This window comes from Lysobacter sp. K5869 (genome assembly GCF_018847975.1).
Lineage (GTDB): Bacteria > Pseudomonadota > Gammaproteobacteria > Xanthomonadales > Xanthomonadaceae > Lysobacter.
In genome coordinates, this window is the sequence record NZ_CP072597.1 from 5382638 (window position 1) to 5408129 (window position 25492).

18 protein-coding genes are annotated in these 25492 nt (G+C 68.8%); 4 read left to right on the plus strand and 14 right to left on the minus strand.

Annotated elements, in window-relative coordinates; translation table 11 throughout:
* Positions 1-18 precede the first annotated feature (18 nt).
* Complete coding sequence (gene gltX / locus J5226_RS22870) at positions 19-1416, minus strand: glutamate--tRNA ligase (protein ID WP_215837231.1); 1398 nt, start codon at positions 1414-1416, stop codon at positions 19-21.
* 480 nt (positions 1417-1896) lie between these two features.
* On the opposite strand from gltX, the gene lpxH reads away from it, so the two are divergent.
* Complete coding sequence (gene lpxH / locus J5226_RS22875) at positions 1897-2631, plus strand: UDP-2,3-diacylglucosamine diphosphatase (RefSeq protein ID WP_215837232.1); 735 nt, start codon at positions 1897-1899, stop codon at positions 2629-2631.
* A 679-nt stretch (positions 2632-3310) separates the two neighbouring features.
* Here lpxH and J5226_RS22880 read toward each other — a convergent pair.
* From J5226_RS22880 to serA, 10 genes are all read right to left on the minus strand, one after another.
* Positions 3311-5569 (minus strand): TonB-dependent receptor, encoded by a 2259-nt coding sequence (locus J5226_RS22880; RefSeq protein WP_215837233.1) that lies wholly within the window; start codon positions 5567-5569, stop codon positions 3311-3313.
* Positions 5570-5868: 299 nt separating this feature from the next.
* Positions 5869-6489 carry a hypothetical protein gene (locus tag J5226_RS22885; protein WP_215837234.1) on the minus strand — a complete coding sequence of 207 codons (621 nt, stop codon included), beginning with the start codon at positions 6487-6489 and terminating at the stop codon, positions 5869-5871.
* A gap of 164 nt (positions 6490-6653) precedes the next feature.
* Complete coding sequence (locus J5226_RS22890) at positions 6654-7478, minus strand: ferritin-like domain-containing protein (RefSeq protein ID WP_215837235.1); 825 nt, start codon at positions 7476-7478, stop codon at positions 6654-6656.
* Entirely contained in the window at positions 7475-7798 is a 324-nt protein-coding gene (locus J5226_RS22895) for a hypothetical protein (protein WP_215837236.1), read from the minus strand. The genes J5226_RS22890 and J5226_RS22895 overlap by 4 nt, the downstream gene beginning before the upstream one ends.
* Positions 7795-9264 carry an amidophosphoribosyltransferase gene (purF, locus tag J5226_RS22900; RefSeq protein WP_215837237.1) on the minus strand — a complete coding sequence of 490 codons (1470 nt, stop codon included), beginning with the start codon at positions 9262-9264 and terminating at the stop codon, positions 7795-7797. Before purF ends, J5226_RS22895 begins: the two co-directional genes overlap by 4 nt.
* A 226-nt stretch (positions 9265-9490) precedes the next feature.
* Positions 9491-10396 carry a CvpA family protein gene (locus J5226_RS22905; RefSeq protein WP_215837238.1) on the minus strand — a complete coding sequence of 302 codons (906 nt, stop codon included), beginning with the start codon at positions 10394-10396 and terminating at the stop codon, positions 9491-9493.
* A gap of 71 nt (positions 10397-10467) precedes the next feature.
* Positions 10468-11601, minus strand: a complete 1134-nt coding sequence (locus J5226_RS22910; protein ID WP_215837239.1) for an SPOR domain-containing protein — start codon at positions 11599-11601, stop codon at positions 10468-10470.
* Positions 11602-11830: 229 nt separating this feature from the next.
* Complete coding sequence (gene folC / locus J5226_RS22915) at positions 11831-13096, minus strand: bifunctional tetrahydrofolate synthase/dihydrofolate synthase (RefSeq protein ID WP_215837240.1); 1266 nt, start codon at positions 13094-13096, stop codon at positions 11831-11833.
* A 1082-nt stretch (positions 13097-14178) separates the two neighbouring features.
* Positions 14179-14823 carry a histidine phosphatase family protein gene (locus J5226_RS22920; RefSeq protein WP_215837241.1) on the minus strand — a complete coding sequence of 215 codons (645 nt, stop codon included), beginning with the start codon at positions 14821-14823 and terminating at the stop codon, positions 14179-14181.
* Positions 14824-14827: 4 nt separating this feature from the next.
* Positions 14828-16390, minus strand: coding sequence for a phosphoglycerate dehydrogenase (serA, locus tag J5226_RS22925; protein ID WP_215837242.1), 1563 nt, complete (start codon positions 16388-16390; stop codon positions 14828-14830).
* 712 nt (positions 16391-17102) lie between these two features.
* On the opposite strand from serA, the gene J5226_RS22930 reads away from it, so the two are divergent.
* The 3 genes from J5226_RS22930 (at position 17103) to J5226_RS22940 (ending at position 18352) form a co-directional block, all read left to right on the plus strand.
* Positions 17103-17318: a DUF6289 family protein gene (locus tag J5226_RS22930; RefSeq protein WP_215837243.1), complete on the plus strand. Its 216-nt coding sequence runs from the start codon at positions 17103-17105 to the stop codon at positions 17316-17318.
* A gap of 344 nt (positions 17319-17662) precedes the next feature.
* Entirely contained in the window at positions 17663-17890 is a 228-nt protein-coding gene (locus tag J5226_RS22935) for a DUF6289 family protein (protein ID WP_215837244.1), read from the plus strand.
* Positions 17891-18118: 228 nt separating this feature from the next.
* Positions 18119-18352 (plus strand): DUF6289 family protein, encoded by a 234-nt coding sequence (locus tag J5226_RS22940; RefSeq protein WP_215837245.1) that lies wholly within the window; start codon positions 18119-18121, stop codon positions 18350-18352.
* A 140-nt stretch (positions 18353-18492) separates the two neighbouring features.
* Here the strand turns inward: J5226_RS22940 and J5226_RS22945 are convergent, their stop codons facing one another.
* The 3 genes from J5226_RS22945 to J5226_RS22955 all read right to left on the minus strand — a co-directional run bounded on the left by J5226_RS22945 (position 18493) and on the right by J5226_RS22955 (position 25476).
* Entirely contained in the window at positions 18493-20604 is a 2112-nt protein-coding gene (locus J5226_RS22945) for a S46 family peptidase (protein WP_215840543.1), read from the minus strand.
* 385 nt (positions 20605-20989) lie between these two features.
* Positions 20990-23167: a S46 family peptidase gene (locus J5226_RS22950; protein WP_215837246.1), complete on the minus strand. Its 2178-nt coding sequence runs from the start codon at positions 23165-23167 to the stop codon at positions 20990-20992.
* Positions 23168-23322: 155 nt separating this feature from the next.
* Positions 23323-25476, minus strand: coding sequence for a S46 family peptidase (locus J5226_RS22955; protein WP_215837247.1), 2154 nt, complete (start codon positions 25474-25476; stop codon positions 23323-23325).
* Positions 25477-25492 lie beyond the last annotated feature (16 nt).

Genomic DNA, 25492 nt, shown 5'->3' on the forward strand with positions numbered 1-25492 from the left:
GCGGCCTTCGCTGGGGGGTTACCCAGCAATCTTAGTGAGGGCGGCGTCGATGCGTTGCAAGGCCTGGGCCTGCCCGGCCAGGTAGACCGTGTGCGAGATGTCCGGGCTGACCTGGGTGCCGGTGATGGCCACGCGCAGCGGCTGGGCGACCTTGCCCATGCCGATGCCCAGGGCCTCGGCGGCCTCGTGCAGGGCCGCCCCGACCGCGTCGGCGGTCCAGGCCGGCAGCTTGGCCAGACGCGCGCGCGCCTCGGCCAGCGGCGCCTGGGCGGCGGCGTTCAGGTGCTTGGCCACGGCCGCGTCGTCGTACTGGGTCAGCGGCTGGAACCACACCGCGGCGCGTTCGGCCATGTCCTTGAGCGTCTGCACGCGGTCGCGCAGCGCGATCACGATGTCGGCCGGCGCCGGGCCGGCGGCGAGGTCGTAGCCCTGCTGGCGCAGATGCCATTCCAGGTGCTTGCCGACGTCGGCCGGATCGTCGCTCTTGAGGTACTGCTGGTTCATCCAACCCAGCTTGGCCTTGTCCAGACGCGAGGCGCTGGAATTGACGTCGGCGAGTTGGAACAAGCGGGTCATCTCCTCGATCGAGAAGATCTCCTGATCGCCGTGCGACCAGCCCAGGCGGACCAGATAGTTCAGCAGCGCGTGCGGCAGATAGCCGTCGTCGCGGTACTGCATCACGTCGGCCGCGCCGGTGCGCTTGGACAGCTTGGCGCCCTCGGGGTCGAGGATCATCGGCAGGTGGGCGAAATGCGGCACCGGCGCGCCCAGCGCTTCGTAGATGTTGATCTGGCGCGGAGTGTTGTTGACGTGGTCGTCGCCGCGCACGACGTCGGTGATCTTCATATCGAGATCGTCGACCACGACCGCGAAGTTGTAGGTCGGGTAGCCGTCGGCGCGGAAGATCACCAGATCGTCGAGCTCGCTGTTGGCGATCTCGATCCGGCCCTTGACCTTGTCCTCGAACACCACCGTGCCTTCGAGCGGGTTCTTGAAGCGGATCACCCGGTTCGGATCGTCGCGGTAGGGCTCGTTGCGATCGCGGTAGGCGCCGCTGTAGCGCGGCTTTTCCTTGGCCGCCAGCGCGGCGTTGCGCGCGGCTTCGAGTTCGTCCTTGGTCTCGTAGGCGTAGTACGCCGTGCCCGCGGCGACCATCTGCTCGGCGACTTCGCGGTAACGGTCCAGGCGCTGGGTCTGGTAGATCGGGCCTTCGTCGTAGCCCAGGCCGAGCCAGTCCATCGCCTCCAGGATCGCGTCGATCGCCGCCTGGGTGCTGCGCTCGCGGTCGGTGTCCTCGATGCGCAGGACGAACTGCCCGCCCGCGCGGCGCGCTTCCAGCCAGCAATACAGGGCGGTGCGGGCGCCGCCGATATGCAGGTAGCCGGTGGGACTGGGGGCGAAGCGGGTGCGGGTCATGCGCGGGCTCGGGTGGATCGGAGGGAGACCGGGGATTTTAACGGATGCGGGGCCGGCGGGTTTTGCGGGGGCGGTTGGCGGCGCGGCGACGGGCGTGGCAACGGGCGCGGCAACGGGCGCGGCAACGGGCGCGGCGACAGGCGCGGCGACAGGCGCGGCGATAGGTGCGATGGCCCGGCCTTGCCTGCGCGGCCTTGCCGACGGCGGCGCCCCAGCTCCCGCACCGTCATTCCGGCGAAAGCCGGAATCCATTTTGATCTTGCTCCGCGTTGCATGCGCGCCGGATCGGCAAGGGATGCGGCGGGCTCAGCGCAAGCAACAGCAAAATGGATTCCGGCGTTCGCCGGAATGACGGAGGGGAGATCCTGCGCGGCGTACAAGGCCTCGACCGAGGCCTCGACGCGGCCGAACATCCGCACCCTCGCGGCCCCGCGCCGCCTCACGCCCGCCCCACCCCGCGAAACCCCATAAACTAGCCCCATGACCACGCTCTTCATCTCCGACCTGCACCTAGACGCCGAACGCCCGCAGATCACCGAGCTGTTCGGCCGCTTCGTCCGCGAGGAAGCCCGCGGCGCCGACGCGCTGTACATCCTCGGCGACCTGTTCGAGGCCTGGGTCGGCGACGACGACCCGGCCGAGACCGGCGCCTTCGTCGCCCGCGAGCTCAAGGCGCTGGCCGATTCGGGCGTGCCGACCTACTTCATCCGCGGCAACCGCGACTTCCTGCTCGGCCGCGACTACGCCGCGCGCGCGGGCATGCGCCTGCTGCCGGACCCGAGCGTGATCGTTCTGTACGGCCAGCCCGTGCTGATCGGCCACGGCGACCTGTTGTGCACCGACGACGTCGCCTACCAACAGTTCCGCGCCCAGACCCGCCATCCGCTGTGGCAGGCGCAGTTCCTGTCGCGGCCGCTGGCCGCGCGCCTGGCCTTCGCCCAACAAGCGCGCGCGGCGAGCAAGGCGCACCAGGCCGGGCTCAAGGACGCCGGCCGCATGGAAACCATCACCGACGTCGCCCCGGCGACCGTGGCCGACACCTTCGTCCGCTACGGCGTCGACACGATGATCCACGGCCACACCCACCGCCCCGCGATCCACGAACTCGACGCCGGCGGCCGCGCCCGCAAGCGCGTCGTACTCGGCGATTGGTACGAACAAGGCTCGGTGCTGCGCGTGGACCGCGACGGCATGCGCCTGCAGACCCTCGACTGACCGCCGCGCCGTATCCGCACGGTTTTCTGTAGGAGCGGCGTGAGCCGCGACCGCGACACTGCGCTTACGGCGCAAACTTGCAACCCCGCGGTCGCGACTTGCGTCGCTCCCACAGTCGCTGCGACGAAGCATCGATCTCGCCTCAAGCAAGCCGCGACGCAACCTGCATGAGCCACCTGTAGGAGCGGCGCGAGCCGCGACCGCGACACCGCGCTTACGGCGCGAGCTTGCAACCCCGCGGTCGCGACTTGCGTCGCTCCTACAGTCGCTGCGACAAAGCATCGATCTCGCCTCAAGCAAGCCGCGACGCAACCCGCATGGGCCACCTGTAGGAGCGACGCGAGTCGCGACCGCGACACCGCGCTTACGGCGCGAGCTCGCGACCCCGCGGTCGCGACTTACGTCGCTCCTACAGTCGCTGCGACAAAGCATCGGTCTCGCCTCAAGCAAGCCGCGACGCAACCCGCAAGGGCTCCCTGTAGGAGCGGCGTGAGCCGCGACCGCGACACCACGCTTACGGCGCGAGCCTGCGACCCCGCGGTCGCGGCTCACGCCGCTCCTACATCCGCCACGGCGCATCGACCTCGTCGCCGATCAACGCAAACACGAACGCCCGCGATAACCGCGGGCGTTCGCTTTTCCGCCTCGCCCGCGCGCTCGCACGCGCGGGCGGTCTCGCTCAGAACTTCACTTCCGCCGTCACGAACACTTGCCGCGGCGCGCCCGACTGCAAGGTGTAGTTCAAGCCCTTCGGATCCGAAGCCACGAAGCCGTTGGTGCCGATGCTGCCGAAGTATTCCTTGTCGAACAGATTGGTCGCGTTCAACTGCAGCTTGAACGCGTCCGCCCACGACAGTTCCTTCCACTCGTACGAGGCCGACGCGTCCACCACCCAGAACCCGTCGACCTTGGAGTCGTTGAGATAGGTCAGGTAACGCTTGTCGGTGTACTTCGCGCCCAACTGCAGCGACAAACCGTCTTGCTCCCAACGCAGTTCGGTCGCATACAGACGCTTCGGCGCGTCCACCACCTGCTTGCCCTTGGTGCGCACCAGGGTCGCGCCGTCGAGGTAATCGGATTCGTACTGCGAATCGTTGAACGCCAGCGAGTGGTACCAGGTCAGCCCGGCGATGGGCTTCCACTGCACGGTGATCTCGGCGCCGCGGCTCTCCACGTCGCCGACGTTGGCGAAGCTCGACGCGCAGCCGACGATGCCGGCGCAACGCGCGATCGCCAACAGACGGTTCTCGAAGTTGACCCGGTACACCGCCACCGACGCTTCGATGCTGTCGCGGCTGGTGCGCAGGCCGGCCTCGAAGGTCTTGGAGCTTTCCGGTTCCAGCGAACCCACCGCCGCGTCGAAGGCCGCCTGCGAGGTCGAGTGCGGGCCGTTGACGCCGGTGCGGAACGCCGACAGGTTCTCGCTGTAGGAGCCGAAGATTTCCTCGTGCTCGCTGAGCTGCCAGCGCGCGCCGAGCTGCGGCAGGAAGTTGTCTTCCGACACCAGCTTTCCGCTGGCGCGGCCGGGCGCGCCGATCAGGGTCTTGCCGTCGGTCTCCACGCGCAGTCCCTTGAAGCCCGCGTCCACGGCCAGGCGGCCGTCGGCGAACTCCATGTGGTCGAGCACGTAGTACAGGCGCGTGTCGGTGTCGAAGCGCTGGCGGAACACGCGCTCGGACGGGTTGCGGTAGAAGAAGATGTCGTTCGGCGGCTCGGTCGCCTTCAGATCGTAGAAATTGCGCTGCACGCCGTGATCGTTCTTCTCCAGCCACAGGCCGGCCTGCAGGCGATGGTTGCCGATCTGCCAGCTCAGGCTCGGCATGAAGCCGGTGCGCTCGATGTCGTACTCGGTGGTGCGCATGCGCAGCGGCACCGTCGGCGACTTCGAGTACGGCGTGGCCCAATGGCCCTGGCCTTCGTTGGTGTGGTAGTAGGCGGTGGCCGACAAGGCCAGGTCGGGCGTGGCGTTCCACTCCGCGCTCAGGTACACCAGATCGTCGTTGCGCACGCCGCGGGCGATGTAGTACGCATCGTCCAGGCTGGTCACGCCGCCGCGGAAGATGCCGTTGGCCGCGTCGATCGCGCGCTGCCAATCCTTGGCGTAGTTGTCCCAATCCATGCCCAGGCGCTTGGCCGATTCCAGCGACAGGTCGGCGTAGTCGGTCTCGCGGCGGCGCGAGGAATCGGCGAAGCCGGTGATCTTGAAGTCTTCGCCGGCGTAGACGAACTTGCCGTTGAACTGCGAATTGCGCTGCGGGCCGTCGCCCTTCCACTTGTCGGTGGTGTGGAACATGCCGCTCAAGTAAGCGCTGAAGCCGTTGTGGTCGCCCGTATCCATGCGCACGAAGCTGCGGCTGGTCGAATCGCTGCCCAGGGTCTGGGCCAGACGCACGCCGAACTCGGCGCTCGGATCGGAACTGAAGAAGCGCAAGGTGCCGCCGAGGTTGCCCGACGAGGCGGTGTCGATCGCGCCCGAACCCTGCGAGAGTTCGGCGCCGGACAGGTTCTCCGAGCTGATCGCGCGGCCGATGTGCAGGCCGTTGTGGTTGCCGTAGCTCATGTCGCCGAGCGGCACGCCGTCGAGGGTGAAGCCGAGTTGCTGCTGCGAGAAGCCGCGGATGCTCAGCTTGCTCGACCACTCGTAATTGCCCCACGGATCGGAGCTCTGGAAGTGCACGCCCGGCAGCTTGGCCATCACCTTCAGCGGGTTGGTGCCGGCGGCTTCGCGCTGCAGTTCGGCGCGGCCCAGCGCCTGCACCTGACGGGTCTGGCCGGTGCCGACCACCGAAACCGCGTCGAGCGTGGTGGCGTCGCGGCCGACGTCGGCCGAAGCGTTGGCGGGCGCGGCATCGGCCGCGGGCGCCTCGGCGGCGAAGGAGTGGCCCGCGTACAGGCAAAGCAGGATCGAGGCGGCGAGGAGCGTCGTCTTCGTCGTCATGGGACTTCCGATTTTTATGGGGAACCGCCAACGTGCGCGATCCCTCGCGTCATCGCTCCGGGCGGCGGAGGAGCGAAGGCCGGAAGTCTGTTCGGGACGTGTGAAAGCGGTATTTCAACTCGGCGTCATTTGATGGATTCGGCGCACGACGTGTGCGCGCGTTGCCGTTGCGGACGCAGGCGCGGTCGCAGGTTTCGGCGTTTCATGACGTTGTCTATCGCTGCTCGCCGACGCGATTGCGGCGCGCGAACGTATACGCTTCGGCGTTTTTGCGGCGGCGCCGCGCTGCGCGGGCGCGCTTACTCGGTGATGCCGACCGCCAGACCGACGACCTTTCCTTCGCGCAGGTAGTAGCGATAAATCATGCCGTCGTCCGATCCGCGCGTCGTGAATTCGATTTCCTCGACCCGCTGTCCCAACAGCTGCGCCGGGCCGCGACGCAGCCAATGCCGGCGCTTCGCCGCCTTGATCGCGTCGTCGGCGGGGCTGCCCAGCTTCACGCCGAACAGATCCACCGACGCCAGCGATTCGGTCCGCCCGGCCACCGCGCGCGGCGGGCCGAAGGACAGCACCAGCATTTCGTCGATCGTGCGATAGAGCGGTGCCGGGCCGGTGTCGCTGGCCAGCCGCAGCCAGCGATCCGAGGCGGCATCGTGATACCAGCGGTATTGCATGCCGCTCTCCACGGTCACCCAGCCTGGGCCGTACGCACGCACGAGCTCGCTCTGGTCGTGAACGGTGGGCAGGAACAGGCGCTTGGCGAAGCTCTCGGCCACGTACGCGCGCGGACGCGCTGCGGACGCGCCGGCGAAGCAGCACAGCAAGACCAGCGCCGATACGCCGAGGCGCGCGGATTTACCCAAGCCGCCTTCGCGCGAGAGAAAAGATCCGATGAGCGATGCGGTTCGTCGCGTGTCCATTCGCTGTTCTCCTGTCAATCCGTGTATCGAAGTCCTTGCCGGCGCGGGTCGGCGCCGCAGTCCATCACCGCTGCGCGCCGACGGCGCGCTTGCCGAGATCGCCGAACGCCGGCATCGGCTCGCCCCGCGATCTGCCGGCGGCGGCGCCGCCGAGCGCGACGACCTCAGTCGCGCGGATTCGCGAACGCTTCGAGCATGCGCAGTTCTTCGTCGTCGAACCCGGCCGCGCTGCGCGCCTGGAAATTGAACGGGCCGTACAGCACGGCGCGTGCGTACTCGGACAGCAGTTCGCGGAAACGCGGATTGGGATCGACCCCGGCGCGCTCGCAATACCAGCGGAACCAGCGCGAACCGGCGGCGACGTGGCCGACTTCCTCGCGCAGGATCGTTTCCAGGATTTCGACCGTGGCCTTGTCGCCGAGCGAGCGCAGCTTCACGATCATCCCCGGGGTGACGTCGAGCCCGCGCGCTTCGAGCACGCGCGGCACCAGCGCCATGCGCGCGAGGCCGTCGTGTGCGGTCTTTTCGGCCATTTCCCACAAGCCGTTGTGGGCGTCGAAATCGCCGTAGTCGTAGCCCAGTTCGCGCAAGCGGCCGCGCAGCAGTTGGAAGTGGCGCGCTTCGTCGTTGGCCACGCTCACCCAATCGGCATAGAACTCGGGCGGCAGGCCGCGGAAGCGGTAGACGGCGTCCCAACCCAGGTCGATGGCGTTGAACTCGATGTGGGCGATGGCGTGGATGAAGGCCGCGCGGCCCTCGGCGGTGCCGAAGCCGCGCTTGGGCAGTTCGCGCGGATGCACCAATGCCGGCTTGGACGGCCGGCCGGGCATGCGGATCGGCTCGGGCGCCGGCGCATCGGCGGGCGTCGCCAACTCGCCGCGCGCGAACGCGGCGGCACAGGCGAAGGTCAGCTCGACCTTGGCTTGCGGCGTATCCGCGTCGAGACAGGCGCGCGCGGCGTCGAACAAGGTGGCGGGGATGGCGGTCATGCGGGCAGCGGCTGCGGGCTCGGACACAGGGCGACAGCGCGGGCTGGCAAGATCGGCTCGCTCTCTTCACCGCCGTCATTCCGGCGAAAGCCGGAACCCATTTTGACCTTGCCGTTGCTGTCCTCGCTCGCAAGCGCGGAAGCAAAATCAAAATGGGTTCCGGCTTTCGCCGGAATGACGGTCGTGGGGTGTCCGAAGAACAGGGACGTTAGCGAAGGCGGAACTGCGCGCAGAAGGACACGAGCACCACGGCGAACAAGATCGCCACGACGAACGCCGCGACGAAACCGGCCGTCCTCGCGCACCGCCGCCGCGCTCACGAAGCGCGGCGGGTCTTCTTGGCGTCGTCCGAACGCATCTGCTGGATGCGTTCGAAATAGCCCGGCTCCACGCCGGTCACGTACTGGCCATTGAAGCAAGACGAATCGAAATGGTCGATGCGGTGCTTGGGGCCGGACACGGCCTGTTCGAGCGCGTCGAGATCCTGGTAGATCAGCCAATCGCAGCCCAGCAGTTCCTGCACCTGCTCGTCGCTGCGGCCGTGCGCGACCAGTTCCTCGGCCGAGGGCATGTCGATGCCGTAGATGTTCGGATAGCGCACCGCCGGCGCCGCCGAGGCCAGATAGACCTTGCGCGCGCCGGCGTCGCGCGCCATCTGCACGATCTGGCGCGAGGTGGTGCCGCGCACGATCGAGTCGTCGACCAGCAGCACCACGCGGTTGCGGAATTCCAGCGGAATCGGGTTGAGCTTGCGGCGCACCGACTTCGCCCGCTCGCCCTGCCCCGGCATGATGAAGGTGCGGCCGACGTAGCGGTTCTTGATGAAGCCTTCGCGGTACTTCACGCCCAGGGTGTTGGCGATTTCCAGGGCCGAGTCGCGCGAGGTGTCGGGGATCGGGATGACCACGTCGATGTCGTGGTCCGGACGCAGGCGCAGGATCTTCTCGCCGAGCGTCTGGCCCATGCGCATGCGCGCCTTGTGCACCGAGACGTCGTCCATCATCGAGTCGGGACGGGCGAAGTAGACGTATTCGAAGATGCACGGCGTGTGCGTGCGCGGCTCCGAGCACTGGCGCGCGAACAGTTCGCCGCGCGCGGTGACCACGATGCCCTCGCCCGGGCGCACATCGCGCACGCGCTCGAAGCCGAGCAGGTCCAGCGCCACCGATTCGGAGGCGACGGCGTATTCGTCCTGGGCGCCGATGCGGCGCTTGCCGAGCACCAGCGGGCGGATGCCGTGCGGGTCGCGGAACGCGACCAGGCCCAGGCCGAGCACGGTGGCGACCACCGCGTAGCCGCCGACGCAGCGGCGGTGCACGCCCTCGATCGCGGCGAACGCGGCCTCCGGCGTCAGCGCGCCCTGGCGATCGAGTTCGTGCGCGAACACGTTGAGCAGCACTTCCGAATCGGATTCGGTGTTGATGTTGCGGCGGTCCTGCTCGAACACCTCGCGCCGCAACGTGTCGGTGTTGATCAGGTTGCCGTTGTGGGCCAGCGCGATGCCGTAGGGCGAGTTCACGTAGAACGGCTGGGCCTCGTCGGAGCCTTCGCTGCCGGCGGTGGGGTAGCGGCAGTGGCCGATGCCGACGCGGCCTTCGAGCAGGCGCATCGAGCCTTCGTCGAACACGTCGCTGACCAAGCCGTTGCCCTTGTGCACGCGCAGGCGCGCGCCGTCGGCGGTGGCGATGCCGGCCGCGTCCTGGCCGCGATGCTGCAGCACCGTGAGTCCGTCGTAGAGCTGGGCGGCGACATCCGTGTTGCCGACGATTCCGAGAATGCCGCACATAGCGCTGGTCCTGCCTGTCGAGTCGCGTGGGAACGCGAGGTGTGTCGTTGAAGCCGCGCCGGGTCGCGGCGGCGCGGATTATCGCTCGCGGCGGCCGCGATTGCAGTGTCCGCGACGGCCGCGGGCGCGAAACAACGGGTTGGGCACGTCCGCGATGGGCGCGGCCGCCGCCGTTTTCCAGGGCGCCGCGCGCGATGCTGCGTTGCGCGCCGGCGCCGCGGAACAGTTAACGCACGTGCTTGTCGTCTTGGTTGGCGTCGATCGGGCGGCCATCGTCCTGCATCCGGCGGCCTTCGGCGCCGTGCGGCGCGCGGTTGTCGCCGCCGCGGCCGGGACCGGCCGGCACCTTCGGCAATAAATCGCGCATCGCGCCGGGCAACAGGTCGGCGAGCCCGCCGGCGCCGCCCTGCGCGCGCGCTTGCGGCTCGGGCAGCGCGTCCGGCAGCACCTGGGCCGGATCGCCGCCCGCGCCCTGCCCGCCGCCGCCGGCCAGCGCGCCGAGGCCGTTCAGGCCCTCCAGCCCGCCGAGGCCATTGGGCAGGCCGCCGGGAAGACCGCCGCCGGTCGATTTCATCTTGCCCTTGAGGTTCTTTTCCAGCTGCCCGGCCTCGCTCTGCACGGTTTCCTGCAGCGAGCCGCCGCGGCCTTCCAGATCGACCTTGTGCGCCATCGCCTTGGGCAGCGCGCTGCGCATGAGTTGGGCGCCGGGCATCAAGACTTGGGCGACGCTGGACTCGCGCCAGGTGCGCTCGCGCGGCAGCGTGGTCATCGCTAGCACCACCAGCAGCGCGCAGGCGAAGATCAGCCCGCGCAGGGTGCCCAGGCCCAAGCCCATCAGCCGGTCCATTTCCGACAGGCCGTAGGAGTGGGCGACGGTGCGGATCACCCAGCCCAGGATGCTCACGGTCAGCCAGATCGCGGCGAAGCACAGGGTGTAGCCGCCGATGTAGGAGCCCCAGCTCACGCCGCTGTCGCTGAGCCCGCGGGCGACGTCGCCGCCGAACAGGAACGCGCCCAGCCCGGCCAGCAGCCAGGCGCCGAGCGACACCGCCACGCCGATCAGGCCGCGCGCCATGCCCAACACGGCCGACAGCGCCACGATCAGCAGCAAGCCCCAGTCCAGAGCCGTCATTTCGCCTTACTCCCTAGCGTGTGCGGCCGCCGTTGCCTGGCAGCCGGTTGCGGTCGCCTGCGCCCGTGCGGTCACGGGTGCGGCTTGACCAGCGCGTCGCCGATGCCGAGCTTGGCCGCGACTTGTCCCTTCAGCTTATCGGCATCGGCGCGATTGACCACCGGACCGATGCGCACGCGGTTGAGCGTGCCCTTGTCGGTGCGGACCTGTTCGACGAAGGCGCTGAAACCGGCCGCGCGGGCGCGGTCGCGCAGTTTGTTGGCTTCCTCGGCGTTGCCGAAGGCGCCGAGCTGGACCGCGAAACCGGTGCCGGCGGCGGCCGGCTTGGCGGGTTCGGGCTTGGCCGGCTCGGGCTTGGCGGCCGGCTTGGCCGGCTCGACGGGCTTGGCGCTGGCGACCGGCTTGGTGTCGGCGGGCTTCGGCGTTTCCACCGGCTTGGCCGGCTTGGTCTCGGCGGGCTTGGCCGCGACCGGCTTGGCCGGCTCGGGCTTGGCGGGGTCAGGCTTCGTCGGCTTGGCCGGTTCCGGCGGGAGCGCTGCGGGCTTGGTTGGCTTGGTCTCGCTCAGCGGCGCCGGCGTGCTGGCCGGCTTGGCCGGCGCGGGCGCCGGGCCGGAGGCCAGATCGGCGGCGTCGGCGTTGAGCACGACCACCTTGGCGTTGATGTCGTTGCGCACCTTGGTCGAATTCAGGCGCGCGGCTTCGGCGTCGGCCTGGGTCGCGAACGGCCCGATCCGCACGCGGTAGACGGTGCGGCCGTTGGCGCCGGCCGCGGTTTCCTGGTAGCCCGGCAGGCGCGCGGCCTGCAGCGCGGCGATCACCCGGTCGGCGTCGCCGGCGCTGGCGTAGCTGCCGAAGCTCACCGCGTAGTCGCCGCCGGCGGTGGCGGCGGGCTGCATGCCCGGGCGGCCGGCGGCGGTGTCCACCGTCGGCAGGGTCTGGCCGTCGCCGGCCGGCGCGGCGCCGTTGGGCTCGGGCTGCGGGCGCTCCATGCCGACCATGCCGCTCGAAGGTGCGTCGCCCGGGGTCACCAGGGGCAGCTCGCGGGTTTCGGTCTGGCCGCCCTGCGGCTGGTCGGGCAGGGTCAGCGGAACATCGGAGGCGCCGCTTTCGGGCGCCGGGCCCTTGATCAGCATGGGCAGGAAGATCACCGCCAGTGCGATCAACACCAACGCACCGATCAATCGCTGTTTCAGGGCAGGTTCCATCGCTACTCAGTCGCTCGCTGGCCGGGGTGCCGCGCGAATTATACCCCCGGCCGGCGGCACGGCCGGACGCGGGGTGTGCGCTGCCGCGCAGTGTTCAGAAACGCACGTCGGGCAAACGGCTCGGCAGATGCGATGGGGCTGCGGCGTTCGCGACGAGGGCCGGCGATTTCCTCGCGTGGAAATGCTCCGCCGCTTTCGTATCGAATCGGCGAAGGCTTCGGCCCCGCGCTTACTCGGCGGCCAACGCTTCCAACGCCTCGGCCGCGGTATGGAACGAGCCGAACACGAGGATGCGTTCGCCCTCGCCCGCCGCCGCGCGCGCGGCGGCCAGCGCCTCGGCGACGCTGGCATGGCGCTGCCCGTGCTCGGCCGCGCCGCCGCGCAAACGTTCGGCGAACGCGTCCACCGACACCCCGCGTGGGCCGCTCAGGCCGGCCAGATGCCAGGCCGCGACGCGTTCGCCCAGGGCCGCGACCACGCCGGCCGCGTCCTTGTCGCCGAGCGCGGCGAACACCGCGCGGGTCGGCCGCGGCGGCTGCGCTTCGAGCCACGCCGCCAGTTCGCGCGCGGCCTGCGGGTTGTGGCCGACATCGACCAGGATCTCGGCGCCGCCGCGTTCGAAACGCTGCAAGCGCCCGGCCACGCGCGCCTGCGCCACGCCGCGCGCCAACGCCTCTTCGCTCGGCGCCGTGTCCAGCGCGCGCAGCGCGGCGATGGCGACCGCGGCGTTGCGCATCTGCACCGGCGCGCTCAGCGCCGGACGCGGCAATTCGGCCTCGTAACCGACTTCGCGCCAGTTCCAGCGCGCCTCGTCGTCCGCCGCCGGCGCGAAGAAGAAATCGCAGCCCGCGCGCACCGCCGAGGCGCCGATCAGATACGCATGGCGCAGCACGCTCGACGGCGGATCGTCGTCGCCGAGCACCAGCGGCTTGAAGCCGCGGGCGATGCCGGCCTTCTCGAAGCCGATGCTCTCGCGGTCGTCGCCGAGGTAATCCTGGTGATCCAGATCGACCGTGGTGATCACCGCGACATCGGCGTCGACGATGTTGGTCGCGTCCAGGCGTCCGCCGAGGCCGACTTCCAAGATCGCCAGATCCAGCCCGGCGCGCTCGAACAGCCACAGCGCGGCCAGGGTGCCGTACTCGAAATAGGTCAGCGCCACCTCGCCGCGCGCGGCCTCGATGGCCTCGAACGCGGCGACGATGTCGGTATCGGCCGCATCGCGGCCGTCGATGCGGATGCGCTCGTTGTAGGCCAGCAAATGCGGCGAGGTGTACGCACCGACCCGGCGCCCGTCGGCGCGGGCGATGGCCTCGATGAAGGCGACCGTGGAGCCCTTGCCATTGGTGCCGCCGACGGTGATGACCTCGCGGCCGGGGCGGGTCAGGCCCAGGCGCTTGGAGGCTTCGCGGATGCGGTCGAGCCCCATGTCGATGGACTTGGGGTGGATGCGTTCGATGTGGGAGAGCCAGTCGGCGAGGGAGCGGGTTTGCATGGGGGTATTGTCGCCGATCCGGGGGGCTGGCGGGTCGGGCGCAGGGCGATCGGTGCGGGGCTCGCTCAAGTTCAAGTGGCGCGGTGCGGCTTGTCGTTCCGGTGGGAGTCGGAATCCTTTAGCCGTTGCCGTTGCTCTTCGCTTGGACGCATCTGTGCCCGAGGCCCACGTCCCAAAGCCCCGGAGGGCGCGCGCATGGATGCGCGCGTGCGCCGTAGGGGCATGGATGCCCCTTACGGCGCAGCCCCGCGCCGGGTGCTGGACCTAGTGGCTCTTGATTCGAAAACAAGGAAAGCGCCTTTCTTTGGTTACTTTCTTTGGCAAGACAAAGAAAGTAACTCGGCCGCTTGCGGACGAAAGCTTTAAGCGTTTGATCTTCGCTTGTCGTCGTGCGCTCTTGCCAGAGAAAGCGGAAGCAACATCAAAATGGATTCCGGCTTTCGCCGGAATGACGGCGTGTGAGCTGCGCTTCTCGCAGGTGGCGCCCCCACTCCGTCATTCCGGCGAAAGCCGGAACCCATTTTGACTTTGCTGTGGGTTCGCTCTCAACGCAATCACGAGTGAGGACAAGCTCCAATCCAAAGCGTTCCGTCCGCAAGCGGCCGGGTCACTTTCTTTGTCTTGCCAAAGAAAGTAACCAAAGAAAGGCGCTTTCCTTGTTTTCGAATCAAGAGCCACTAAGGCTCAAAGGGGCGCGGGGCCGCGCCATAAGGGTCATCCTGACCCATGGCGCGCGTGCGCATCCATGCGCACGCCCTCCGGGGCTGCGGGGCGTGTGCTTCGGTCGGAGATCCGTCAAGGCGAAGGGCAACGGCAACGGCAAAATGGATTCCGGCTTTCGCCGGAATGACGGGGCGGCAGGTGCGCCGTCGTTGTGTTGTCTCGGTCGCAGCTTGCGCAGCTCCTACAGTCGGATACGAACCGGCCGAAGCCCCTGTAGGAGCTGCGCAAGCTGCGACCGCGACAATGCGATTACGACGAGACTCCCATCGCCACGCCGGAAACGCGGAAGCGGCTCGCCGCCTCCGCGCAAAACTCCAACGCCACGATGCGAACGGAACGATCCGCTCGCCCAGCGCGCCTCACAACGCCCGATGCACCGCCTCCCCGAACAACGCCGTGTGATGGCTGCAATCGTTCAACCGCACCACATCGAGCCGGTCGACGCTATCGCCTTCGAGCAGATTCAACGTCGTCGGCGCCTGCCGGAACGTCCACAGCTTGGCCAGCGGAATGCCGAGGATCTTGCACAGCAGCACCCGGTTGACCGCATCGTGCGCGACCACCAGCAAAGTGTCGTCCTCCTTCAAACCTTCGCAGGCTTTCGCGAACGCGGGCCACGCGCGATCGAGCACGTGCACGATCGATTCGCCGCCGGGCATCAACACCTCATGCGGCGTTTCGCGCCAGGCGCGCAGGCGGTCGCCGTCGCGCTCGCGGATCTCGCTGGCGAGCAGGCCTTCCCACGTGCCGTGCGCGATTTCCATCAGGCCCGGATCGAACTTGAGCATGCTCGCGCGCTCTTCGCCGAGCGCGAGTTCGGCGGTGCGCCGCGCGCGCGACAGCGGCGAGGCCACCGCGCGGGTGATCGGCACTTCGCGCAGGCGCGCGGCGAGCGCGCGCGCCTGGGTTTCGCCGACCGGCGACAGCGCGATGTCTTCCTGCCCCTGGTAGCGGCCTTCGGCGTTCCAGGGGGTTTCTCCGTGACGGGCTAGCAGGATGCGCATGCGCTTACACCTGCGCCAGCGAGAGGATGCCCGGGGTCGCGCGCAGCGCCGCCAGTTGTTCCTCGTTGACCGGACGGTCCACGGTGATCGCCGCGCGCGCCTGACCGTCGCCGGCCGCGCCCAGAGCGAAATTCACGATGTTGACGCCGGCCGCGCCGAGCGTGGTGCCGACCACGCCGATCATGCCGGGGCGGTCCTCGTTGCGCAGCAGCAGCACGTGCGCCTGCGGGTCGAATTCGATTTCCACGCCGTCCAGGCGGACCACGCGCGGGCCGCGGTGCAAGGTCGCTTCGATTTCGCGGGTGCGCTTCTCGCCGACCACGCGCAGCCGCAGCAGGCGGTCGAAACCGTCGCCGTCGCCACCCAGGGTTTCCGAGACCACGAGCCCGCGCGACGCGGCTTCCTGCAACGCGTTGACCGGGGTGACGCGGCCCGACGCGGTGCCGAGCAGCGCCGCCACCAACAAGCGCGACAGCGGCCGGGTGTCGAGCGCTTCGGTGCGCCCGGCGTAGGTGATTTCCAGGCGCGTCGGCGCCGGCACCAGACGCGCGGCGAGACGGCCCAGCGCCGACATCAGCGGCATCCACGGGCCGACTTCGCGCGCGGCTTCGGCGGTCAGCGGCGGCAGGTTGACGCAGCCGGCGACCGCGCCGGTGGCGACGAAGTCGATGATCTGCCGCGCCAGGATCGTGCTGACCGCTTGCTGCGCTTCGCTGGTGGACGCGCCCAAGTGTGGGGTCAAGATCAGCTTCGGATTCGCGCGCAGCGGCGAATCGGCCGGCAGCGGTTCGGTGACGAAGGTGTCGAGCGCGGCGCCGGCGATGTGGCCTTCCTCGATCAGCGTCAGCAACGCGGCCTCGTCGACCAGACCGCCGCGCGCGGCGTTGATGAGGTAAGCGCCCTTCTTCATCGAGCGCATGCTCGCTTCCGACAGCAGGTTGGTCGTTTCCTTGGTGCGTGGGATGTGCAGGGTGACCACGTCGGCCCACGCCAGCAGTTCTTCCAGCGACTTCAGCGGCACGCTGCCCTTGCCGGCGGCGGACGCGGGCAGGAACGGATCGTGCGCGGCCACTTCCATGCCGATGCCCTGCGCCTTGCGCGCGACCGTGCCGCCGATGCGGCCCAGGCCGATCACGCCGAGCTTCTTGCCTTCCAACTCGAAGCCGGTGAGGCCGTTCTTCGGCCATTCGCCGGCCTTCATGCCGGCGTCGGCGCGCGGGATGTGGCGGGCCAGCGCGAACAGCAGCGAGATCGCGTGCTCGGCCGCGGCCAGGGTGTTGCCGTCGGGCGCGTTCATCACCGCGATGCCGCGCTCGGTGGCGGCTTCCACGTCGATGGTGTCGACGCCGGCGCCGGCGCGGCCGATCACGCGCAGCTGCGCGGCGTCGGCCAGCGCTTCGGCCGGGACCTTGGTCGCCGAGCGCACCAGGATCGCGTCCACGCCCTTGAGCGCGGCGGCGAGCGCGGCGGTGTCCTTGATCGGGTCGGAGACGACGACGTCCCAGCCCGCCTCGCGGAACAGGGCCAAACCGTCTTCGTGGATGCCATCGCAGGCCAGTACTTTCATCGTCGCAAGCTCCAGGTCGTGAGGGGATCAGACGAGGAAACGCTTGCGAGCCGGCACTGCGGGAAAGATCGCCTGGGGTGCTCCGGCGCCGCGCGCCCACTTGGGGCCGGGAACCGGGACCGCCTGGGGCGGCGCCGCTCGGGAGCGGCTTTCTGACACGGGTCGGGAGACGGGGCCGGCTGGCATGGGAATCCGCGACTGCCCGGGCAGCCTACGGCAGGCGGCGCGCCGCTGGCAAGCGCCGCGTGCGCGGAGGACGGCCGCGCTTACGCAACCCGGCGCCGACGGCCGCATCGCGCGCACGGTCGTGCGACGGCGCAGCGCGGCGTGCGACGGCACCGCGCGCTGCGATTCGCTGGCGGCCGCAGTGGATGCGACGCCTCCAGGGCAATCGCCGGTTCCGCCCCCCCGCTGTAGGAGCTGCGCAAGCTGCGACCGCGACAATTCAACCGCGACGCAAACAACCGCTCGCCAGCTTGCGCGCGCTCGCGCGAGGCTCCTAAGCTGCCCCGGCGAGCGGCCGCGACGCGGCCGGCGCCGCCGGCGCGACCGCCGGGGACCAGGGACGGGTCCGGCCCGCAGGCTTCGCGCGAACGGCGCGGCCGCGCCGGCCATACTCCGCGGCGTGCGCCGCCGCCCCGCTCTCCTTCGTCTGCGCCGACGCAACGCGCCGGGTTGCGCCCGGCGTTCCCATCGCGATAAGGAGATCGACATGCGCAAGAAAAAACTCGTTCTGATGCTCGGCCTCGGCCTGACCCTGTTCGCCACCGCCGCCTCGGCGGTGTTCGTCGGCCGCGGCGAGTACGCGACGTACTACCGCAACGGCGAATTAGTCGGCGCCGAATCGCGCGACTGCGACAACAACCTGAGCCAATGGGGCGAAGTCACCGACGACTACCAGATGGGCTTTTGGTCCTGCGGGATCTGATCGCGGCGAACCTCCAAGCCGATGGAAACGGCGGGTCGATCCCGCCGTTTCTTTTTCCGCCGCGCGCGTCGGCGCGCCGGCGTCGTCCGGTCCGCTGCGCGGCGCGCCCTTCGCCGCTCGCTCGACCGCGACATCGCGACTCGCGCATTGGCCCTGACGCGACCCGCGAAACCGCGTCGCGGCATTCGACCAATTCCCGATTCCAATCGCCGCGAGCGCCCGCATCGCACGACCCGCGTCACAAAGCAACGATCAGGTGTTTTTTGTCACGTGAGTAAAGCCGGCGCGAAGCCTAGCTTTCCTGGCGCCGGCGATCTGCCGGCGATCCGAAAGAGAGAATCGCCATGCGCAAGAAATTCGCTCTGGGGCTCGGCCTGGCGGCGATCGCCGTCGTCGGCGCCGCGGTAGCCGCGATCGGTCCGACCGGTCCCGGCCAGATCTACACCTATTACGACGACAACGGCGGCGTGGTCGGCCAGTCGTCGATCCATTGCGACGGCACGCCCGAATCGTGGGGCAAGTTCACCAAGAACTACGGCGTCGGCTACTACATCTGCGATCCGGAACCGTAACCGGCGCGGACGCGTCCGGCGTTCGCGCGCGTTGCGACCGCCGGGCGGCATCGTTGGACCGCAACACCGCCGCACCGCAGTAACGATCGAACCGACCCACGCAGCGCTCGACCCGCTCCGACGAGAGCGACGTCATGCGAGCCGCGCACCGCGCGTCGAAGATCCCGTCTGCGTCCGCGCCCTGACGCGCGGACGTCCATCTTCCGCACCGCCACACAGGAGTTCGTCATGCGCAAGTCTTTCGCCCTCGGTCTCGGCCTGACCGCCGCACTGGTCGCCACCGCCGCCCTCGCCCGCCCGCCGGGTCCGGACGAAATCGGCGAGTTCTACTTCTACTACGACGCCGCCGGCAACGTCGTCGGCCAAGCCGAGCTGAGCTGCGACGGCACCTACAGCGAGTCGGGCGTGCGCACCGCCAAGTACAGCAGCGGGCATATGGTTTGCCCGCCGCCGCGCGATTGATGCCGTTGGATTGAGTCGGCCGCGGCGCAGCGCCATGCGCCGCGGTTTTGAAGCGGGAGATAGCGTGTAGAAGTTAGGAGATAGAAAAACAGGCTTTCGCTATCTCCTAACTTCTACACGCTATCTCCCGCTCCAAAGCTTCACCGGCCCGACGCCGGCACGCCCATCTCCGCCAGCAACCGCGGCGCCGGAAACGCCTCCTGCATGATCCAGCGCATATAGCGCTGATCGACCGAGATCGTGCGGGTCGCGGCCGGATCGAACAGCCAGCTCGCGCTCACCGATTCCCAGTTGCTGTCGAAGGCGATGCCGACGAGCTTGCCCTGCCCGTCGAGCACGGGCGAGCCGGAGTTGCCGCCGGTGATGTCGAGGTCGGCGAGGAAGTTCACCGGTACCGATTCCAGACGCTTGTCGGCCAATGCGCCGAAGCGCTTGGCCGCGATCGCGCCGAGCAAGGGCTGCGGCGCGGCGAACGGCGCGGCGCCACTGTTGCGCGCGGCGATTTCCTCGACCCGGGTGAACGGCAGCTGCTTGGCGCCGTTGTCCTTGGTGTAGGCGGTCACGGTGCCGTAGCTCAGCCGCAGCGAGCCGTTGGCGTCGGGATACGCGGCGCGGCCGACGCTCTTGCGGAAGTCCGCCAACGCCTTCAGATACAGCGGCCGCGCGGCCAAGGTTTCGCCGGCGCGGGTGCGGATTTCCTGCTCCATCTGCAGCAAGGTCGGCATCGCCGCGACCGCGAAGCCCAGCGCGCCGTCCTTGAGCGCGTCCTTGCTCTCGAACGAAGCGCGGTCGGCGTTGAGCCAACCGGCGCGCTGCTCGACGCCGAGCATGCGCGACTTGCCGACGCGGTCGAGCGCGCGCTTGATCGCCTTCTCGTCGTCGCCGTCCAGCCATTGGTCGATGGCGGCGACGCGGTGTTCCTTGCCGAGCTTGACGTACTCGCGCAGCCAATAGGTGAGGATCTGCCGGTCCACGCGCACGTCGCTGCGGCGGTCGAACTGCTTGAAGCCGTTCTCGAACGCGGCGCGGTCGCGGTCGTGGAAGCCGTTCTCGCGCTGCGCGTCGGGCTTGGCGCGTTCGATCGCGCCGCGATACAGCTGCGCGGCGTTCCACAGCGCGCCGGTGGCGGCGAGCTGGCCGAGGATCAGGTCGCGGTCGCGCTCGGCGCGCGCCTGATTGCCGAGTTCGACCAGCCGCGCGTGCGCGTCCAGCGCCGCCTGCCCGGCCGCGCCCTTGCCGCGCAGCCATTGCAGCAACTCGTTTTCCTCGTTGCGCTTGAGCTGCGCGGTACCGGCGCGGCGGAAACTTTCGATCTGGCTTTCGTAGTTCTTGGCCGCGCCGAGCCAGCCGCGAACGGTCGCCGCGTACTTGGCCTGGGTCTGCGGGTTCTTGCGGCTTTCGGCCTCGACCAGCGCGGCCAGACGCTTGTAGTGCGCGGCCACGGTCGGATAGGTCCACTCGGCGTTGGCCTGGAAATCGTCGGCCATCGCGTAGCGGTTGGTCAGCGAGGGAAAGCCGGCGAGCACGACGAAATCGCCCGCGCCCAGCGGCTTGTCGGCGATCTTGAGCCAACGCTTGGGCTGATACGGCACGTTGTCGATCGCGTACGGCGCCGGCTTGCCGTCCTTGCCGACGTAAGCGCGGTAGAAAGCGAAATCGCCGGTGTGGCGCGGCCACATCCAGTTGTCGGTTTCGCCGCCGAAATTGCCGATGCCTTCCGGCGGCGCGTAGACCAGGCGCAGATCGCGGATTTCCAGGCTGCGCTGCAGTTCGAAGCGGTTGCCGCCGAAATAGCTGTACAAGCGGCAGCCGTAGCCGGGCGTGCGCTCGCAATCGCTCACCAGTTGTTTTTCCAGCGCGTCCAGCGCGGCCATGCGCGCGGCCGGATCGGCGGCGGCGGCGAGCGCGGACTGCACCTTCGCGGTCACATCCTGGACCGAATCGAGCACGAAGATGCGCGCGTTCGGCCCGGCCGAGACTTCCTCGTTGTTGGTGCCGGTCTTGAAGCCGTCGCGCAGCAGATTGCGCTGGCCGGTGGAGTTCAGCGCGATCGCGCCGAGCGCGCAGTGGTGGTTGGTCAGCAGCAGGCCCTTGGACGAGACGAAGCTCGCCGTGCAGCCGCCCAGCGGCACCACCGCGCCGAGCGGGTCGCCCTTGGGGTCGGCCCATTGCGCCAGTTGCTTGGGCGTCGCGCGCAGGCCGGACTGCTTGAGCGCCGGCGCCAGTTCCGACAGTTGCGAAGGCGTCCACAGGCCTTCCACCGCGCGCGCCGCGCCGTTCCAGGCCAAGCCGCTCAGCAACGTCCCTGTCATCGCCATCGCCTTGGCCAGCGCCGTGTATCGCATCCAAACGTCCTGGGTTTCGCGGGAGGACGAGTCTAGCCTGGAGAAAAGTGTGAAGGCCATTGCCAAAAGAGACATCGACGCATCGAAGCGCTCCGATTAACGCCGCGCTAATTTTTCCAGCGGTGAAAACTAAAATTTTCGTTAGCGCGAACGAGGCGTGGGCTTTGTTCGTGAGCAACGTTGACATCACTGTTTTTTGGCCCCGTCGCGCCACTTCGTGGCGCAACGTCCCGCAAAAAAACAAAACGCCGGCCCGAAGGCCGGCGTTTCGTTCGCAGCGACGCCGCGGCGCTTACTTCTTCTTCGGCGCCACGCCGAGCTCCGCCAGCACCTGCGGCGCCGGGTAGACCTCCTGCATGATCCAGCGCATGTAGCGCTGATCGACCGCGATCATGCGGGTCATGGTCGGATCGAACACCCAGTTCGAGCTCACCGATTCCCAGTTGCCGTCGAAGGCCAGACCGACCAGCTTGCCCTGGCCGTCGAGCACGGGCGAACCGGAGTTGCCGCCGGTGATGTCCAGATCGGACAGGAAATTCACCGGCACCGTCTTCAGGCGCTTGTCTTCCAAACCGCCGTAACGCTTGTCGGCGATGGCTTCCAGCAGCGAATCGGGCGCGTCGAACGGATCCTGGCCGGTGGCCTTGGCCGCGACTTCCTCGAGCTTGGTGAAGGCGGCCTGCTTGGCGCCGTCGAGCTTGGTGTACGGCTTGACGTTGCCGAAGGTGATGCGCAGGGTCGAGTTGGCGTCGGGGTAGACCGCCTGCTTCTGGCTCTTGCGGTAGTCGATCACGCCCTGCAGGTAGGCCGGACGCGCGACCGCGCCCTCGCCCGCGGCGACCTTGGCGTCCTGCTCGATGCGTAGGTTCGCCGGCAGCAGCGCCTGGGCCAGCTGGATCGCCGGATCGCGGCTCTTGTCCAGCGTCGCGCGGTCGGCGTTCAACAGCGCCAGCCGCTCCTTGAGCGCGCCGAGCTTGGTCTTGGCGAGCTTGTCCAGCGCGCGCTTGACCGCCTTCTCGTCGTTGCCGCCGAGCCAACGGTCGAGTTCGGGAATGCGCTCGCCGGCCGGCAGCTTGACGTATTCGCGCAGCCAGTAGGCCTGAAGCTCGCGGTCCATGCGCGGGTCGTAGCGGCGGTCCATCTGCTCCAGCGCGGCCTTGTTCTCGGGCAGATCGCGCTGCTGGTAGCCCTGCTCGCGCTCGGCGTCGGGCTTGGCGCGCTCGACCGCGGCGCGGTACAGCAAGGTCGCGGCGCTGATCGCGCCGCTGCGGCGCAGCTGTCCGTAAACCAGATCGCGCTGACGGTGGCCGACGTTGCGCGCCTGCAGCTCTTCGAGCTTGGCGTGCGCGTCCAGCGCGGTCTTGCCGGCGTCGCCGCGCTTGCGCAGCCACGCCAGCACGGCGGTTTCGTCCGCGTGCTTCTTGGCGCCGGCGTCGATGCGCTTGAAGCCTTCCAGCTGGCCGTCGTAGTTCTTCAGCACGTTCTGCCAGCCGCGCACGGTGCTGGCGTACTTCACCCCGATCTCCGGGTCCTGCTTGGCGGTGCGCTCGACCAGCGCGACCAGATTCTTGTAGTGCTGGGCGATGGTCGGGTAGGTCCAGCTCTGGGTCGCGTCGAATTCACTGGCCAGGGCGTAGCGGTTGGTGCGGCCCGGATAGCCGGCGACCATGACGAAATCGCCCTCGCCCAGCGGCTTGTCGGCGATCTTCAGCCAATGCTTGGGCTGATACGGAACGTTGTCCTTGGCGTACTCGGCCGGCTTGCCGTCCTTGCCGACGTAAGCGCGGTAGAACGAGAAATCGCCGGTGTGGCGCGGCCACATCCAGTTGTCGACTTCGCCGCCGTAGTTGCCGATGCTGCCCGGCGGCGCGTAAACCAGGCGCACGTCCTTGATCTCGATGTTGCGGAACAGGCGGTAGGTGACGCCGCCGAAGAAGCTGTAGATCTCGCAGCTGTAGCCGGCTTCGGCCTCGCACTGCGCGACCAGACGCTTGGACAGCGTCTCGGCGGCCTGGGTGCGCTCGATCGGGCTGGCGGCGCCGTCGATGGCGGCCTTGATCTGCGCGGTCACGTCCTGGATCGAATCCAGCGCGTAGATGCGCGAGGACGGGCCGGCGGAGACTTCCTCGCCGCGGGTCGGCGCGTTGAAGCCGTCGCGCATCAGGTTCTTCTGCGCGGTCGAATTGAGCTGGATCGCGCCGTACGCGCAGTGGTGGTTGGTCACCACCAGGCCCTGGTTCGACACGAAGCTGGCGGTGCAGCCGCCGAGCGAGACCACCGCGCCCATCGGGTCGCCGGTGAGGTTGGCCAGTTGCTTGGGATCGAGCTTGAGGCCGGCCTTCTTCAGCGGCGCGGCGATCTCCGGCAACTGCTGCGGCACCCACATGCCCTCCACCGCCGCGGCCGGAGCCGACAGCCCCATTCCCAGCGTCCCTGCCGCGACGGCGGCGGCCAAAAGCGTGTAGCGCATGCGTATACCCCTGATTCGTAAAGAAAAAGACTATCGAGTTTAACTTGGATGGAGCGTGGCGTGGAGCTGGTGGTTAGCTGCTAGGAGATAGGAGGTAGGAGGTAGGAAAAGCGAAGAGCCGCTATCTCCTAACTCCTATCCGCCATCTCCTGCCTTCACTCCGCCGGCAACTGCATTTCCTTCAACAAATGCGGCGCCGGATACACCTTCGCCAGCAGCCAGCGCAGATAGCGCATATCGACGTGGATCGCGCGCTTGTACCGCGGGTCGAACATCCAGCTGGCGCTGACCGCTTCCCAGTTGCTGTCGAAGTTCAGGCCGATCAACCGGCCGTTGGCGTCGAGCACGGGCGAGCCGGAGTTGCCGCCGGTGGTGTCCAGGTTGGTCAGGAAATCGACGGGTTGGGTCTTGAGCTCGGGATCGGCGGTGCTGCCGAAATCGCCCTTGGCGATGGCGTCGCGCAGAGCTTGCGGCGCGTCGAAGGGATCGGCGCCGGTGTGTTTCTCGACGATGCCCTGCACCGTGGTCAGCGGGCGGTAGCGCACGCCGTCGCGCGGGTCCATCGAGCTGACCGCGCCGAAGCTCACGCGCAAGGTCGAGTTGGCGTCCGGATACACCGCGCGGCCCTGCGACTTGCGGTAGGCGATCAGCGCGCGCATGTAGGCCGGGCGCAAGCGCAGCAGTTCGCCTTCGCGCGCCTTGCCTTCCTCGTCCATGCGCAACACCGCCGGCAGCAGCGCGGCGGCGGCCTTGAGCAGGCTGTCGCCGGAGCCGGCGAGCTTGGCCGCGTCGTCCTGCATCGCGCGCAAGCGCACCGCTTCTTCGCCGAAGCCGGTGCCGGCGTACAGCGCATCGAGCGTGCGCTGCAGCGCGGCGCGGTCTTCGCCGGCGAACACGCGCTCGTACTCGTCGACGCGCTGGCTCTTGGGCAGCGCCTTGTATTGCAGCAACAGTTCCAGCAGCAGCGCCTTCTCCACCTGCGGCGCGTAACGGCGCTGCACTTGCTTGAGGCGGCCGACGATCAAGGTTTCGTCGCGCTGCTGATAGCCGGTTTCGCGCTGCGCGTCGGGCTTGCCGCGTTCGTGCGCCAGACGCTGCACGGTCAAGGCGGCGTTGAGCAACTGCGGCTGGGTGCGGATCGCCGTCAGCAGTTGATCGCGTTCGCGCGTGGCCGCGCCGGCGTCGAGCACTTTCTGCGCGGCATCGATGTCGGCGCGGATCGCGCGCGCGTCGGGCTGCTTGTCGAGCCACGCCAGCATCGCCTTCTCGTCCTCGCCGCGCACCCGCGCCGCGTCGCTGCGGCGCAGGCCGTCGAGCTCGCCCTGGGCGCGCTTGAGCGTGTTCTTGAAGCCCTTGACCTGCGCCGCGTAGCTCACCTGCGCCTCGGGCGAACCGGCCGCGGCCGCGTCGATGGTCTTGATCATGTCGCCGTACAGCGCGACCCGCGAGGGCAACTGCCACTGGATCTGCTGGACGAACTCGGACGCCATGCGATGGCGGTAGGTCGTGCCCGGATAACCGGCGAGCATCGCGTAATCGCCCTCGCGCACCGGCTCTACCGCGATCTGCAGATGGCCCGGCGGCTGATACGGCACGTTGTCGGGCGAGTAGTCGGCCGGCTTGCCGTCCTTGCCGACGTAAGCGCGCAGCAAGGTGAAATCGCCGCTGTGGCGCGGCCAGACGAAGTTGTCGATCTCGCCGCCGTAGTTGCCGATGCTGTCCGGCGGCGCGTACACCAGACGGATGTCGCGCAGTTCGAGCTGGCGGATCAGATAGAAATCGCTGCCGTAGTACATGTTGGCGACGCTGCAGCGATAGCCCGCTTCGCGCTCGCACTCGGCGACCAAGGTCTTGGTCGCGCCGTCCACGGCGTCGAAGTAGGCGCGCCCGCGCTTGCCGCGCGCGTCCTTGAGGATGCGGTCGGTGACCTTGTCGAAGCCGGTGGTCACCAGCACGCGGAAATCCGGATTGGCCGGCAGTTCGGCGGCGCGGTCGGCGGCGACGTAGCCGTCGCGGATCAGGTCGCGTTCGGGCTTGGCGTTGTACTGGATCACGCCGAACGCGACGTGGTGGTTGGTCAGCACCAAACCGTCGCCGGACACGAACGAACCGGTCGCGCCGCCGACCTTCACCACCGCGTTCATCGGCGCCCGGGTCAGTTCGGCCAAGCCGGCCGGGTCGCCCTTGAAGCCGGCCGCGCGCAGCTGGCGGGCGATGTCGGGCAGTTGCGAAGGCATCCACATGCCTTCATCGGCCTGGGCGGCGGTGGCGCACAGCGCCAGGGACAGGGCTAACACACGGGGGCGCATGGTGATTCCGTACGGC